We start from the raw sequence: 14,128 nt of genomic DNA on the forward strand, positions 1-14,128 counted from the left end.
TTGCGTTTTGCCGTCATTCAATTTCCTGGTTCAAATTGTGATTGGGATCTCTATTATGCCGTTACAGAAGGTTTAAAAGAAACAGCATTATTTGTTGATTATCGCGCCACATCGTTTACAGCAGATGCTGTCTTAATTCCTGGTGGTTTCTCGTATGGTGACTACTTGCGAAGCGGTGCGATTGCGCGGGTTGCACCTGTGATGCAGGCTGTTAAGGATTTTGCTGCAAGTGGTAAACCTGTTTTAGGGATTTGCAATGGCTTTCAGATTTTAACAGAGGCCGGCTTATTACCCGGCGCATTACGTGTTAACCGTGATCAAGCGTTTATTTGTCAGAATCAGGCCTTAACGGTGGCCAATGCAACGACCCGGTTTACCAACCAATATCAGGCCAATGAAACCATTCATTTACCAATTGCGCACGGTGAAGGCAACTATTACTGCTCACCTGAACAGTTGGCAACGTTAAAGGCCAATGGTCAAATTGTATTCACGTATCAGGACAATCCAAATGGCAGTATCGCTGATATTGCAGGCATTACCAATGAAGCAGGCAATGTGCTAGGAATGATGCCCCATCCTGAACGAGCCAGCGATTCATTGTTAGGTAATACAGACGGCTTACGCTTATTGATGAGTTTATGTGGAAAAGAGGTTCAACCGGCATGATGACCGAATTAGCACCAGAAGCGATTAAAACCACCCAACATTACTTAAATTGGGGGTTAACTGAAGATGAATATCAGCGGATCCAAACGTTGATCGGCCGTTTGCCGAACTTTACAGAAACCGGCTTGTTTGCCGCAATGTGGAGTGAACATTGTGCGTATAAAAATTCGAAGCCATTACTGAAGCAATTCCCAACAACTGGGCCAAGAATCTTACAAGGACCTGGGGAAGGCGCTGGAATCATTGATATTGGTGATCATCAGGCCGTGGTCTTTAAAGCAGAAAGTCATAACCATCCCACAGCGGTTGAACCTTATCAAGGGGCTGCCACAGGTGTTGGCGGCATTATTCGTGATATTTTTTCAATGGGTGCGCGGCCAATTGCCATGTTAGACAGTTTACATTTTGGTGAACTGAACCAAGCCCACACAAAATATTTGTTAAATGAAACCATTGCTGGGATTGGCGGTTACGGGAACTGTATCGGTATTCCCACAGTTGGTGGGGAATTGACGTTTGATCCGGTTTTTGAAGCCAATCCGGTGATGAATGCGATGTGCGTCGGGTTATTGGATAATACACAGCAACAAAAAGGCGCTGCAGCTGGTGCTGATAATTTAATTTATTATGTCGGTGCTAAAACAGGGCGTGATGGGATCCAAGGTGCCATTTTTGCGTCGGCTGAATTTAATGACGCTGAAGAAACTAACCGCTCAGCAGTTCAAGTGGGGGACCCCTTTGCTGAAAAGCAATTGATGGAAGCTTGTTTGGTACTCATTAAAGAACATCCGGAGATGCTTGTTGGGATTCAGGATATGGGCGCTGCTGGCTTAGTTTCTTCTTCTGCTGAAATGGGTGCCAAAGCAGGCTATGGGATGATCCTTGATTTGGATCAAGTGCCACAGCGAGAAAAGGGCATGATTCCTTATGAGCTCATGTTGTCAGAGTCACAAGAACGGATGCTGTTGTGCATCCATCAGGGCTATGGTGCGGCCGTTGAACAATTATTTGCAGATTATGGGTTAGATGCGGTTCAAATTGGGCATGTGACGGATGCGAAGCAATATGTCTTGTATCATCATGGGGCAGTTGTCGCGGATGTACCGATTCGGTCTTTGGTCCAAGATGCCCCTGTTTATCATCGCCCTAGCCGTCAACCAGAACGTCTAAAGCACCAAACGGCGCAGTATCAGCCATTGGTTGATGATCCTGCCAAAACGTTGTGTGCGTTATTACAACAAACCAGCATTGCCTCTAAGGCTGATGTTTACCGGCAATATGACAGTCAAGTGCAGACCAACACAGTGGTCACACCAGGTTCTGACGCAGGCGTACTACGGATCCGAGGGACCCATAAAAGCTTAGCGGTGACCACGGATGCGAACCCACGGTATTTGTATTTAGATCCTAAGCAAGGTGGCATGATCGCGGTTTGTGAAGCAGCGCGTAACGTGGTTGCGGCTGGGGGTGAACCACTGGGCATTACGGATTGTTTGAACTTTGGGAGCCCTGAGGATCCTGAAATTTTTTATGAGTTAAAAGAAGCCACTGCAGGCATGGCACAGGCCTGTGAAGCATTAGGCACACCTGTGATCTCAGGGAATGTTTCCCTATATAATGAATCAAATGGGGAAGCCATTTTCCCAACGCCAATGGTAGGGATGGTTGGCTTAATTGCGCAAAATGAATGGATCACCACGCAAAGGTTTAAAAATGCAGGTGATTTGATTTATACCATTGGGACCACGGCTGGTGATTTTAATGGCAGTGAACTGCAAAAAATGCAACAAGGTCGCATCAGTGGCTCATTGTTTAAGTTTGACCTAGCAACAGAATTAGCCAATCAACAAGTGGTGCAACAGTTGATTCGTGCCGGTATTGTGCAAAGCGCTCATGATTTAGCGGAAGGTGGTTTGGCGGTCGGTTTGGCAGAAAGCTGTTTTGACGGCGAGATCGGTTGTCAAGTTAGCGTTGGCCTGCCAACCAGTTGGCTCTTTGCTGAAACGCAATCCCGTTTTATTGTTTCAGTGCCAGCAAACCAAAAAGCGGCAGCTGAGGCAATCATTGGGGAAACAGGGCAATTGATCGGTAAAGTTGGCGGGACGGCACTTGAAATTGAAACAAGTGGGACACAGTTTAGTTTACCCGTCACCACTGCCAAGCAACTGTGGAAGGGAGCTTTAGCATGTCAGCTGAAATAAAGGGATTAAACGAAGAATGCGGTATTTTTGGTGTTTGGCAAGATGAGCACGCGGCGGAACGCACTTATTTTGGCTTACATAGCTTGCAGCATCGTGGCCAAGAAGGGGCAGGTATCGTCACCGTTCAAGCTAATGGGCGCTTGCTGGAACACAAAGGGCTCGGTTTATTAGCAGATGCTTTTTCGAAACCTGAACAATTGGCCCAATTAACCGGACCATGCGCCATTGGTCATGTTCGTTACGGGACGGCCGGTACGCATGGTATTGAAAATATCCAACCGTTTCTCTTTCATTTTGCACAGGAAGACGTGGCTTTAGCACATAATGGCAATTTGACCAATGCCGTGAGTCTCCGCACTGAATTGGAACAAGACGGCGCGATTTTCCGAACGGATTCTGATACAGAAGTGTTGATGCACCTGATTCAACGGCAAAAAGGTGCTGATTTTAAAGCACGACTTAAGGCCAGCTTGCGTGAGATCAAGGGGGGCTTTGCCTACCTCGTCCTGACGAAAAATGCGCTGTATGCGGCACTTGACCCCAATGGTTTTCGGCCATTAGTGGTTGGACGCTTGGATAATGGTGCCTACATTGTTTGTAGCGAAACTTGTGCGCTGGACACGGTTGGCGCCCATTTTATCCGGGATGTTCAACCAGGTGAACTGATTACCATTGATGACAGCGGTTATCATTGTGAACCCTTTACCACCGAGACACAGTTGTCGATTTGTTCGATGGAATACATTTACTTTGCCCGGCCAGACTCAACGATCTACGGGGTTAATATTCATCAAGCACGCCAACGTATGGGCCGCCGATTAGCCCAGGAAAGTCCGGTTGATGCTGATATTGTAGTAGGTGTGCCCAATTCTTCTTTGTCGGCAGCTTCTGGTTATGCGTTGGAAAGTGGTCTTCCAGACGAATTGGGACTGATCAAAAACCAATATAGTGCGCGTACTTTTATTCAACCCACTCAAGAATTACGGGAACAAGGGGTGCGGATGAAGCTAGCGGCGGTGAAAGCCGTTGTGGCAGGTAAAAAGGTGGCCTTGGTGGATGATTCAATTGTGCGTGGAACGACGAGTAACTACATTGTGCGGTTGTTAAAAGAGGCAGGCGCCAAAAGTGTGCATTTATTGATCAGTTCACCGCCATTAAAATACCCTTGCTTTTATGGGATTGACATTGAAAACACACAGGAGTTAATGGCTGCCAATTATACCATTCCAGAAATGTGTGCCAAAATCGGCGCAGATTCCTTACATTTCTTAAGTTTAGAGGGGTTGATCGATGCCATCGATCTGCCTTCTCATGAGCCGAATCGAGGCCTTTGTGTCGCCTACTTTAACGGAGATTACCCCACGCCGTTGTATGATTATGCGGCGACTTTCAAACAACCTAAAACAGCAACAAAAGTGATGCAGTAAAGGATGGTTAAAATGAATGCATATGAATCCGCAGGTGTGAACATTGCAGCCGGTGCAGCGGTGGTTGACGAACTACAAAAGAATTTAAAAACACAGTCTCATGTATTAGGCAATTTAGGCACTTTTGCAGGTTGTTATGACTTAGGTCAGGAAGATCTAACAGCGCCCGTATTGGTCTCTGGTACCGATGGCGTTGGCACCAAAGTATTATTAGCAGCTGCCAGTGGCAAACTGACCACCATTGGACAAGATTTAGTGGCCATGTGTGTCAATGATGTGGTGGCCCAAGGGGCGAAACCGTTATTCTTCTTGGATTATTTAGCAGTTTCACATTTAGAACCCACACAGGTCCAACAAGTATTGCAAGGTGTTTTAGCAGCTTGTCAGGCTGAAAATATGGCGTTGCTCGGCGGTGAAACAGCAGAAATGCCAGGGGTTTATCAAGGCAATCATTTTGATTTAGCAGGTTTTGCGGTTGGTTTGGCACAAAAACAAACGATTTTACAGGCAAAAAACGTCCAGGCTGGTGATGTGTTACTTGGTTTACCCTCTAGTGGGCTGCATAGTAACGGCTTTTCACTGGTACGTAAAATTTTATTTGAAAATCATGATTATCAGTTGACCGATCTTGTGGTACCATTAGAAAAAACGTTACAAGATGAGCTTTTAACACCGACCCGCTTATATAGCCATGTTTTACAGCCCTTATTACAACAACAGTTGATTGCAGGTGCCGCTCATATTACCGGTGGTGGGTTATTGGATAATGTGCCACGCATTTTGCCAGACACATTGCAAGCCGAGTTTGATCCAGCCGCTTGGCCTGAATTACCAATTTTCACATTATTACGGCAACTTGGTGGGCTGACTCCTACTGATTGTTATGAAACGTTTAATATGGGGTTAGGCATGGTGTTGGCAATTCATCCAGACGATTTGGCGCAAGTTGAAGCCGAGTTACAGGCGCAACAAACGCCTTACTATCAGGTTGGTCAAGTGACGCCACGGCTGACGCAAGCGGTGGTCATTAAGGGGGTTGCTCATGATTAAAGTAGCGATTTTTGCGTCTGGGACCGGGACCAATTTTGATGCGTTACTGGCGCATATCCAAGCAAGTGACCTCCCCATTCAAGTGGGGTTGCTGGTTTCTGATCAACCACAAGCTTTAGTGGTTGCCAAAGCGCAACAGGCCGGTGTGCCTGTTTGGGCCAAAAAGGTGAAGGATTTTGCTGATAAAACAGCTTTTGAACAGGCCATTTTACAACAATTACAAACCGCACAGATCGACTGGATCTTGTTAGCTGGGTACATGCGTATTGTGACGCCAGTTTTACTGAATGCTTATCCGCAGCATATTTTAAATATCCATCCGGCGTTGTTACCACTTTTTCCCGGGCGGCATGGGATTGAAGATGCGTATGCGGCAGGGGTTAGTGAAACCGGTGTGACGGTGCATTATATTGACGCCGGCATTGATAGTGGGCCGATTTTAGCACAAGCGCATGTGGCGATTTTAAAACATGAAACGGTGGCGCATTTGGCACAACGGATTCACCAAGTGGAGCACCGACTGTTTTTTGACAGTTTCGTACAAGCTTTAGTGGCGCAAGGCGATTTAACGGTTCATCAAACGCAATTAGATTCACGATCATAATGTAGACTAAAGGGGTTTTTAAAACATGAAAACGGCATTACTAAGTGTATCGGACAAAACAGGCATTGTTGAATTTGCACAAGGTTTAGTGGCACAAGGCTTTCGGATTTTATCTACGGGCGGTACAAAGGCAGCTTTGGAAAAAGCCAGCGTGGCAGTGACTGCCGTTGAAGATGTGACCCATTTTCCAGAAATGTTAGATGGTCGGGTGAAAACATTACACCCTGCGATCCATGCTGGCTTGTTAGCACGTCGAGATAAGCCAGAGCATATGGCTGCTTTGGCCAAGCAAGGAATTGACACGATCGACTTAGTCGCCGTTAATTTATATCCTTTTAAACAGACCATTGCACAGCCCAATGTGACTGAACCAGAGGCCATTGAACAAATTGATATTGGTGGTCCCAGTATGTTACGCGCTGCTGCAAAAAATTATCAAGCTGTATTAACCATTATTGATCCAGCCGATTATCAACCTATCCTTGCCGCGTTAGCCGACAATCAAATCACACATGACTTACGCCGTCAATTGGCAACAAAGGTTTTCCAACATACGGCAGCCTATGATGCGTTAATTGCCCAATACTTAACACAGGATGAATTTCCAGATCAATTAACGCTGACTTATACTAAAAAGCAGCATTTACGCTATGGTGAAAATAGCCAACAACAAGCGGCTTTTTATGCCGAACCATTCCCAAGTCCTTATTCCATTGCAGCTGCCAAACAATTGCATGGGAAAGAATTGTCCTATAACAATATTAAAGATGCGGATGCGGCTTTGCGGATGGCTGCCGAATTTAAACAGCCTGCAGTGATGGCTGTTAAGCACATGAACCCTTGTGGAATCGGACTAGGGGATACGATTGAACAAGCTTGGGATCGAGCCTTTGCGGCTGATTCAACCTCAATTTTTGGCGGAATCATCGTTTTAAATCGTCCGGTTGATGTGGCAACGGCCGAAAAAATGCATCAATTATTCTTGGAGATCATTATTGCACCAAGTTTTGAAGATGCTGCTTATGATGTTTTGGCAAAGAAAAAGAATTTACGCCTGTTAACACTCAATTTTGCGCATGGGCGGCAAGCTGACCTTGAAACGGTCTCCGTCATGGGCGGTATTTTACGGCAAGAACAAGACCTAACGGCTGAAACGATTGCTGATTTTAAAGTGGTGACCAAGGTACAACCAACAGCTGAACAGTTGCAAGCCTTGGCCTTTGCGCAAGTCGTTGCCAAACACGTTAAAAGTAATTCAATTGTTGTTGCAACGGCGGAACAAACATTAGGCATTGGTGCTGGCCAAATGAACCGCGTGGGTTCCGTAGAATTAGCCCTTGCGCAAGCCGCACAATCACCATTATTTGGGCAAGCCGTTTTAGCATCAGATGCCTTTTTCCCAATGGGGGATAGTGTAACTTATGCAGCTGCACACGGTATTAAAGCAATCGTACAACCTGGTGGTAGCATTCGTGATCAAGAGTCGATTGACGCTGCCAATGAAGCAGGGATTACCATGGTCTTTAGTGGACGGCGTCATTTCCGACATTAAGCGGTGATCGAGTAAGCATCATTCCAGTCAGAATGATGCTTTTTCTAAAATAACGTCTGTTTTTAGCCTGATGATGGTTAAAAACTAAAATTTTGTGAAACGATAGGGAGGTCTTTTTCTGTGGCAACCGTTCTTGTGGTCGGTCGTGGTGGCCGTGAACACGTGATCAGTAAACAATTCTTAAAAAGCAAGCAGGTCACAACTGTCTATTGCGCACCAGGCAATCCTGGAATGCTTCAAGACAAGATTCACCTTGTGCCAATCGATGAATTAGCATTTCCAGAATTAATTGCATTTGCGCAACAACAGCAAATCGATTTAACGTTTGTTGGACCAGAAGTACCGTTACAGCAAGGCATTGTTGATGCCTTTCAGGCTGCTGGTTTAACTATTTTTGGACCTGACCAAGCAGCGGCACAACTTGAAGGTTCAAAAACATTCGCAAAAAAAATAATGGCGCAAGCCAATGTGGCAACGGCAGCCTATACCAGTTATACAGATGAAGCAGCGGCAATTGCAGCCTTGGATCAGCAAACTTTTCCAGTGGTTTTAAAGGCCAATGGATTGGCAGCTGGTAAAGGCGTGGTGATCGCGCAAAATCGGGCAGCGGCTGTGACGGCTTTACATGAATTTTTAGGACAACACCGGTTTGATACGACCACAGTTGTGATGGAAGAATTTTTAGTTGGTGAAGAATTTTCGCTAATGGCTTTTGTCAGTGGTGATCAGGTGGTGCCAATGCCTTTGGCACAGGATCATAAGGCGGCTTTTGACGGTGATCAAGGCCCAAATACTGGGGGCATGGGGGCTTATAGTCCCTTGCCACAAATGCCGCCGGAATTGGCCGAACAAGGGTTACAACAGGTTTTAAAGCCCGTTGTGAAGGCCATGCACGCTGTAGGGTGTTCCTTTACTGGAATCTTATATGCCGGTTTGATCAAAACGGCGACGGGCATCAAGGTCATTGAGTTTAATGTGCGTTTTGGTGATCCCGAAACACAAGTGGTCTTGCCACAATTACAAACAGATTTTTATCAGCTTTTGCAAGATCTCTTGGAACAACGTTCTGTGACTGTTGGGTGGCAGTCTGAACAAACTTATTTAGGGGTCGTTGTCGCCGACGAACAGTATCCCATGTCATCTGGTGCAGGGCATGATTTAACGGCTTTTCAGCAGTTACCAGCCGGTTTGATCTGTGACTATGCCGGGACGAAACAGGATGCTGGGAAATTGGTCAGTTCAGGGGGACGCATCTTATGTGTGGTGACAGCGGCAGTTTCGATTCAAGCAGCACAAACCACTATCTATACTTGGTTACAGCAACAAAACTTATCAGGGTTACGTTATCGTTCTGACATTGGCCATCGTGCCATTGATGCGGAAGCCTAATGGCAACCAAAAAAGGTCGGCTCTTACGAGTCGGCCTTTTTCAATCGTACCTTATTTTTCAGTTTTAGCAGGCCGCCAAATACCCAGTAAAACACCGGCAATCAAGGCGCCAATGACAACAGATAAGACGTAGAATAACCAATGTGTGGCCAACGGTGTGACCCATAAACCACCATGCGGTGCAGGGACACTGACATGCCAGAATTGACTTAAGCCACCGCCAATAGCAGCACCGATCACACTTGATGTGATGACATGCAGGGGATCAGAAGCAGCGAATGGAATGGCACCTTCGGTAATGAAAGATAACCCTAAAACATAATTGGATAAACCAGCTTTGCGTTCGTCGGCAGAGAATTTAGAACCCCAGAAGGTGGTTGCAACGGCGGTTGCCAAAGGAGGAACCATGCCACCAACCATGACAGCAGCCATCATTTTACCATCACCGGTTGCGGTATAAACCCCAATGGCCGTGGTATAAGCGGCTTTGTTAAAGGGACCACCCATATCGATGGACATCATCCCACCTAGGACAGTACCAAGTAAAACGGCGTTTCCAGTGCCCATCCCTTTTAAGAAGGTGGTCAAAGCATGATTGATAACGGCGAAAATCGGATCAATAATGAAGAACATGATCAAGCCGACTAACAACAGGCCTAAGATTGGATAAATGATCATCGGTTTTAAACCAGATAAAGATTGTGGCAAATTCCGGAAAACCTTCTTCAGCCAAACAATCAGATAACCTGCAATAAACCCAGCGGCGATCCCACCTAAGAAGCCAGCCACACTGGTAGTTTTGACAATACTTGCTGCAGCTGTATTGGCCATAAAGCCACCAACGAACCCAGGCATTAACGCTGGCCGATCACCAATTGATTCGGCAATATAAGCTGCTAGTACGGGGACTAAGAAACTAAACGCCCAATTGCCTAACCCATTTAAGAAGAGGAAGGTTGTGGACTTCGCCCCAACGGATTGTTCAACCATAAAGGAAATCGCCATTAAGATCCCACCACCTACGACAAATGGTAGCATGTTGGAGATCCCGTTCATCAAGCTGGCATAAATATTGCTCCAAGCTGATTTCTTTTCAGTGTCATCGTCAGCTGTTGTGGTGTCACCACCAGCGGCTTGGTAGATCGGACCTTGCTCGTTTAAAGTCGCTTGGATCAATTCTTCAGGCTTTTTAATGCCATCGATAACTGGATGGTTGATTAAGTGTTTGCCAGCAAAACGCGCCATCTCAACTTTTTTATCTGCTGTGATAATGACCCCTTGGGCACGGTCAATATCAGCGGCGGTTAAGCGATGTTTAACTCCTTCAGAACCGTTGGTTTCGACTTTAATGTCAACCCCCATGGTTTTGGCTTGTTTTTTCAAGGCTTCTTCCGCCATATAAGTGTGGGCGATGCCATTTGGGCACGCAGAAACGGCGACGATAAACGGCCGTTCGGATGTTGCTTCAGGCTGTGGTGCGGCTGCCGCAGCGGCCTCTTGTGCTTCTTTGGCTTCTTTAGCGGCTTGCGCATCGCCAAATAATTGTTGCACTTCGGTTGGTGTGGTGGCTTTTTTTAAGGCCGCGATTAAATCTGGGTTGATCAACAAACCGGAAAGGGAGGCTAAGGCCTGTAAATGCGTATTATTGGCCCCTTCAGGCGCAGCAATCATGAAGAACAGGTAAACTGGTTGGCCATCCAAAGCCTCAAAGTCAACGCCAGTTTGGCTTTTTGCAAATAATACCGTGGCACGTTGAACAGCCTTGTCTTTTGCGTGAGGCATGGCAATCCCATCTCCAATGCCTGTGGTGGATTCGGCCTCACGTTTTAAAATATCTTGTTTGTAAAGCGCTTCGTCGTTGATAATGCCATGTTGTGCGTATTGGTGGACCATCTCGTCAATGGCACCGGCCTTATCGGTGGCTTTGAGATCCATGATCATCACATCAGGAACCAATAATTCACGAATATCCATAAGGGTAACACTCCTTTTAGTTAATAAGTCTCAATTTTAATTTGTTGACGAACTTCAGCAATTTTAGCAGCAGTGGCTAAATCTTCAGAAAAAGCGGTAGCACTCCCACAAGCCAAACCAGTTTCAAAACTGGCTTGTGCTTGGTGGGTTTGCGCAAAAGTACCGACAAATCCAGCAATCATTGAATCCCCAGCCCCAACTGAGTTTTTAACCGTGCCTTTTGGTGCAGCAGAGCGTAATACTTGATCAGGGGTGATCATAAAGGCGCCGGCCCCAGCCATTGAAATTAAAACGTTTTGTGCACCTAATTTCAGTAATTCTTGACCGTAGTGCACAATATCGTCATCCGATGTTAACGTAACGTGGAATAGGTCGGCTAATTCATGGTGATTTGGTTTGACAACTAAAGGATGATCGGCCAAGGTGTCCAGCAAGGCTTGCCCTGTGGTGTCAATGACAAACTCAGCTTGATGCGCTTGAATCAATGGGATGAGATCTTTATAAAAATGAGTGGGCAGGTTAGGGGCTAAGCTCCCAGCCATCACCACAATGTCACCAGGTTGTAGTTGGTCAAACTTGGCTTTGAAACTTGCCAAGGCAGCTGCATCGATTTTGGGACCAGCACCATTGATCTCAGTTTCGTTTTGGGCTTTGATTTTAAAGTTGATCCGAGTGTCAGCCTGGACGGTGGTAAAATCAGCAGGCAGTTTTTCTTGAACCAAGCAGTCTTTGACAAATGTCCCAGTAAAGCCACCTAGAAAGCCCCAAGCTGTACTGGGGACGGCTAATTGTTGTAAAATTCGTGAAACGTTGATCCCTTTGCCACCAGGGAGTTTGGTGTCATAGTGCATCCGGTTCACTTCACCAAGTGTGAGCTCAGGTAATTGAACAATGTAATCAATTGAAGGATTGACAGTAATGGTGTAAATCATTGAAAGGCCTCCTGAATATCAGTTTGTTGTTGATAATTTAAGCGATCTTCGTGGGCCAGGTGATCGGTTAAGATCATGCCGGCACTCAGATCAGCGATTTTTGCAAACGAAACTTGTTCGAATTTTGTATGATCTGCCATAAAAATGACTTGATCGGCTTGTTCCAAGGCGGCACGTTTGACAGCGGCTTCCTCTGGATCAGGTGTGGTAAAGCCATATTTTAAATGCACACCATTTGTGCCCATAAAGGCCTTGTTAAATCGATATTGGTTTAACAAAGCAATACTTTCAGGACCAATCACGGCTTTAGTGCTGTTTTTAAGCGCGCCGCCTAGCAGGTAACAATGAATGTTGTAGTCTGCTAATAAGGAAGCATGACTCACACCATTGGTAACGACCGTTAAATGTAAGTCTGACTTTAAGTAGGGAATCATCGCCAGCGTTGTGGTACCAGCATCAAGAAAAATCACGTCACGAACAGCTAACTGTTTGACGGCGGCTTGGGCAATCGCATTTTTTTCTTGGACGCTTTGGCCAGATTTTTCATTAACTGCCAATTCGGTTTGTAAGGTGGTGACTTGTTTGGCGCCACCGTGAACGCGGACCAAGTAGCCGCCTTGTTCTAAAATTTGTAAATCGCGCCGAATGGTTGATTCGGAAGCTTGGGTTTGTTGAATTAAATCTTGTGATTTAACGATTTGGTGTTGCTTCAACTCGCCTAAAATATATTGATGTCGTTCTTCTGTAAGCATTTTCTCACTTCCTTGATTTATAATTTACCACCATAAACGTTCAAAATCAATATAAAAACGTCAAAATCGTTCAAAAACATTTGTTAAGGTTCTGATTAAAGCGACCACAACTATGGACAAGGTCGCGAAATTTCTTTACAATAAGGTAGATAAAATAAAGCAATCTCAAGAATGAATCGAGTTTAGAAAGAGGTTAGATCGTGTTTATAGATCAAATCACAATTACAGTGAAGGCTGGTAAGGGTGGCGACGGTACAGTAGCGTTCCGACGTGAAAAGTTTGTGCCCCTTGGTGGCCCAGCTGGCGGTGATGGTGGTCGCGGTGGCAGTATTATTTTAAAAGTCGATGAAGGGTTACGCACCTTGATGGACTTCCGCTATCATCACATTTTTAAAGCGAAAAACGGCGAGCGCGGTATGAACAAAGGCATGACCGGCCGCGGCGCAAAAGATACGATTATTAGTGTGCCGCCTGGCACAACCGTTCGTGATGAAAAATCAGGTCAATTATTAGCCGATTTAGTGGCTGATCAACAAGCAGTGGTGATTGCCCAAGGTGGTCGTGGTGGCCGTGGCAATATTCATTTTGCGTCTCCTAAAAATCCAGCTCCTGAAATTTCTGAAAATGGGGAACCTGGGGTTGAACGTCGGGTCACCTTAGAATTGAAAGTTTTGGCCGATGTTGGTTTAATTGGTTTCCCATCAGTTGGGAAATCGACACTGTTATCGGTCATTACCAGTGCTAAGCCTAAAATTGGGGCGTATCATTTTACCACCTTGGTGCCCAATTTAGGGATGGTGAGTTTAGAGGATGGCCGTAGTTTCGCAGTCGCCGATATGCCAGGCTTGATTGAAGGTGCGGCAAATGGCGTCGGGTTAGGCATTGAATTTCTGCGCCACATCGAACGCACCCGTGTTCTGTTGCATTTAGTTGATATGAGTGGGACAGATGAGGAAGATCCTTTCGCTGATTTTGGCAAAATCAATGACGAATTGGCAAAATATGATCCAAACTTATTGAAACGGCCACAAATTATTGTAGCAACCAAGATGGATCTCCCAACTAGTGCAGAACATTTGGCTGAATTTAAAGCAAAAATTGCTGAAACAGACTATCGCGATAGTTTGATCTTGCCAATTTCTGCTGTGACCCATGCGGGGTTAAAGCAGTTACTCCAAGAAACAGCAGATTGTTTGGATGCCACACCAGCCTTTCCACTTTATCAAGATGAAGAACCAGTCACCGAAGAAGCAACGCTTTATCGCTTTGATCCTGATCAAAAGCCAAACTTTACCATCGAGCAGGATGAGACAGGGGCGTTTGTAATCCATGGTGAACAAGTTGAAAAGTTGTATCAAATGACGGATCTCCAACATGATGAAAGTTTAATGCGTTTTGCACGGCAATTGCGTGGCATGGGCATTGATGAAGCCCTACGCGCAGCAGGCGCTAAAAATGGTGATTTGGTTCAAATCGATGAATTTAGATTTGAGTTTGTCGATTAACGTTTAAAAAGAATGTCAGGATTTAAGGCGGATTATCTTTTAGAAACGCAAAGATGGTTCGCCTTTTATGTTT

11 protein-coding genes are annotated in these 14,128 nt (G+C 45.6%); 8 read left to right on the forward strand and 3 right to left on the reverse strand.

All coding sequences use genetic code 11. The features are described 5' to 3' along the window. From purQ to purD, 7 genes are all read left to right on the forward strand, one after another. Positions 1-669, forward strand: coding sequence for a phosphoribosylformylglycinamidine synthase subunit PurQ (gene purQ / locus FC07_RS10820; RefSeq protein WP_057905124.1), 669 nt, complete (start codon positions 1-3; stop codon positions 667-669). Then, positions 666-2,870, forward strand: coding sequence for a phosphoribosylformylglycinamidine synthase subunit PurL (gene purL / locus FC07_RS10825; protein ID WP_057905125.1), 2,205 nt, complete (start codon positions 666-668; stop codon positions 2,868-2,870). Before purQ ends, purL begins: the two co-directional genes overlap by 4 nt. Beyond that, positions 2,855-4,297, forward strand: coding sequence for an amidophosphoribosyltransferase (gene purF / locus FC07_RS10830; RefSeq protein WP_057905126.1), 1,443 nt, complete (start codon positions 2,855-2,857; stop codon positions 4,295-4,297). The genes purL and purF overlap by 16 nt, the downstream gene beginning before the upstream one ends. Before the next feature lie 12 nt (positions 4,298-4,309). Then, the gene (purM, locus tag FC07_RS10835) at positions 4,310-5,347 is read left to right on the forward strand and encodes a phosphoribosylformylglycinamidine cyclo-ligase (protein ID WP_420814198.1); all 1,038 of its coding nucleotides are present in this window, start codon (positions 4,310-4,312) and stop codon (positions 5,345-5,347) included. Then, positions 5,340-5,951: a phosphoribosylglycinamide formyltransferase gene (purN, locus tag FC07_RS10840; RefSeq protein WP_057905128.1), complete on the forward strand. Its 612-nt coding sequence runs from the start codon at positions 5,340-5,342 to the stop codon at positions 5,949-5,951. The genes purM and purN overlap by 8 nt, the downstream gene beginning before the upstream one ends. Positions 5,952-5,976: 25 nt before the next feature. Beyond that, complete coding sequence (gene purH / locus FC07_RS10845) at positions 5,977-7,503, forward strand: bifunctional phosphoribosylaminoimidazolecarboxamide formyltransferase/IMP cyclohydrolase (protein WP_057905129.1); 1,527 nt, start codon at positions 5,977-5,979, stop codon at positions 7,501-7,503. Between the two features lie 120 nt (positions 7,504-7,623). After that, the gene (gene purD, locus FC07_RS10850; RefSeq protein ID WP_057905130.1) at positions 7,624-8,892 is read left to right on the forward strand and encodes a phosphoribosylamine--glycine ligase; all 1,269 of its coding nucleotides are present in this window, start codon (positions 7,624-7,626) and stop codon (positions 8,890-8,892) included. Positions 8,893-8,943: 51 nt separating this feature from the next. Here the strand turns inward: purD and FC07_RS10855 are convergent, their stop codons facing one another. Genes FC07_RS10855 through FC07_RS10865 form a run of 3 tightly spaced genes read right to left on the reverse strand, consistent with a single transcriptional unit; the run spans position 8,944 to position 12,550 of the window. Then, a complete protein-coding gene (locus FC07_RS10855) occupies positions 8,944-10,866 on the reverse strand; it encodes a PTS fructose transporter subunit IIABC (protein WP_057905131.1) in 1,923 nt (640 codons plus the stop codon). A gap of 20 nt (positions 10,867-10,886) precedes the next feature. Beyond that, the gene (pfkB, locus tag FC07_RS10860) at positions 10,887-11,798 is read right to left on the reverse strand and encodes a 1-phosphofructokinase (protein WP_057905132.1); all 912 of its coding nucleotides are present in this window, start codon (positions 11,796-11,798) and stop codon (positions 10,887-10,889) included. Further along, positions 11,795-12,550, reverse strand: a complete 756-nt coding sequence (locus FC07_RS10865; protein WP_057905133.1) for a DeoR/GlpR family DNA-binding transcription regulator — start codon at positions 12,548-12,550, stop codon at positions 11,795-11,797. The genes pfkB and FC07_RS10865 overlap by 4 nt, the downstream gene beginning before the upstream one ends. Before the next feature lie 200 nt (positions 12,551-12,750). Here FC07_RS10865 and obgE point away from each other — a divergent pair, with 200 nt between their 5' ends. Next, positions 12,751-14,055: a GTPase ObgE gene (gene obgE / locus FC07_RS10870; protein WP_057905134.1), complete on the forward strand. Its 1,305-nt coding sequence runs from the start codon at positions 12,751-12,753 to the stop codon at positions 14,053-14,055. Positions 14,056-14,128: the final 73 nt, after the last annotated feature.

Origin of the sequence: Loigolactobacillus bifermentans DSM 20003, from assembly GCF_001434575.1 — a bacterium.
GTDB lineage: Bacteria > Bacillota > Bacilli > Lactobacillales > Lactobacillaceae > Loigolactobacillus > Loigolactobacillus bifermentans.

Coding starts and splice junctions, on each gene's coding strand:
- purN (WP_057905128.1), top strand. CDS start 5,340: ATGATTAAAGTAGCGATTTTTGCGTCTGGGACCGGGACCAATTTTGAT.
- purH (WP_057905129.1), top strand. CDS start 5,977: ATGAAAACGGCATTACTAAGTGTATCGGACAAAACAGGCATTGTTGAA.
- pfkB (WP_057905132.1), bottom strand. CDS start 11,798: ATGATTTACACCATTACTGTCAATCCTTCAATTGATTACATTGTTCAA.
- FC07_RS10855 (WP_057905131.1), bottom strand. CDS start 10,866: ATGGATATTCGTGAATTATTGGTTCCTGATGTGATGATCATGGATCTC.
- purM (WP_420814198.1), top strand. CDS start 4,310: ATGAATGCATATGAATCCGCAGGTGTGAACATTGCAGCCGGTGCAGCG.
- purL (WP_057905125.1), top strand. CDS start 666: ATGATGACCGAATTAGCACCAGAAGCGATTAAAACCACCCAACATTAC.
- FC07_RS10865 (WP_057905133.1), bottom strand. CDS start 12,550: ATGCTTACAGAAGAACGACATCAATATATTTTAGGCGAGTTGAAGCAA.
- purF (WP_057905126.1), top strand. CDS start 2,855: ATGTCAGCTGAAATAAAGGGATTAAACGAAGAATGCGGTATTTTTGGT.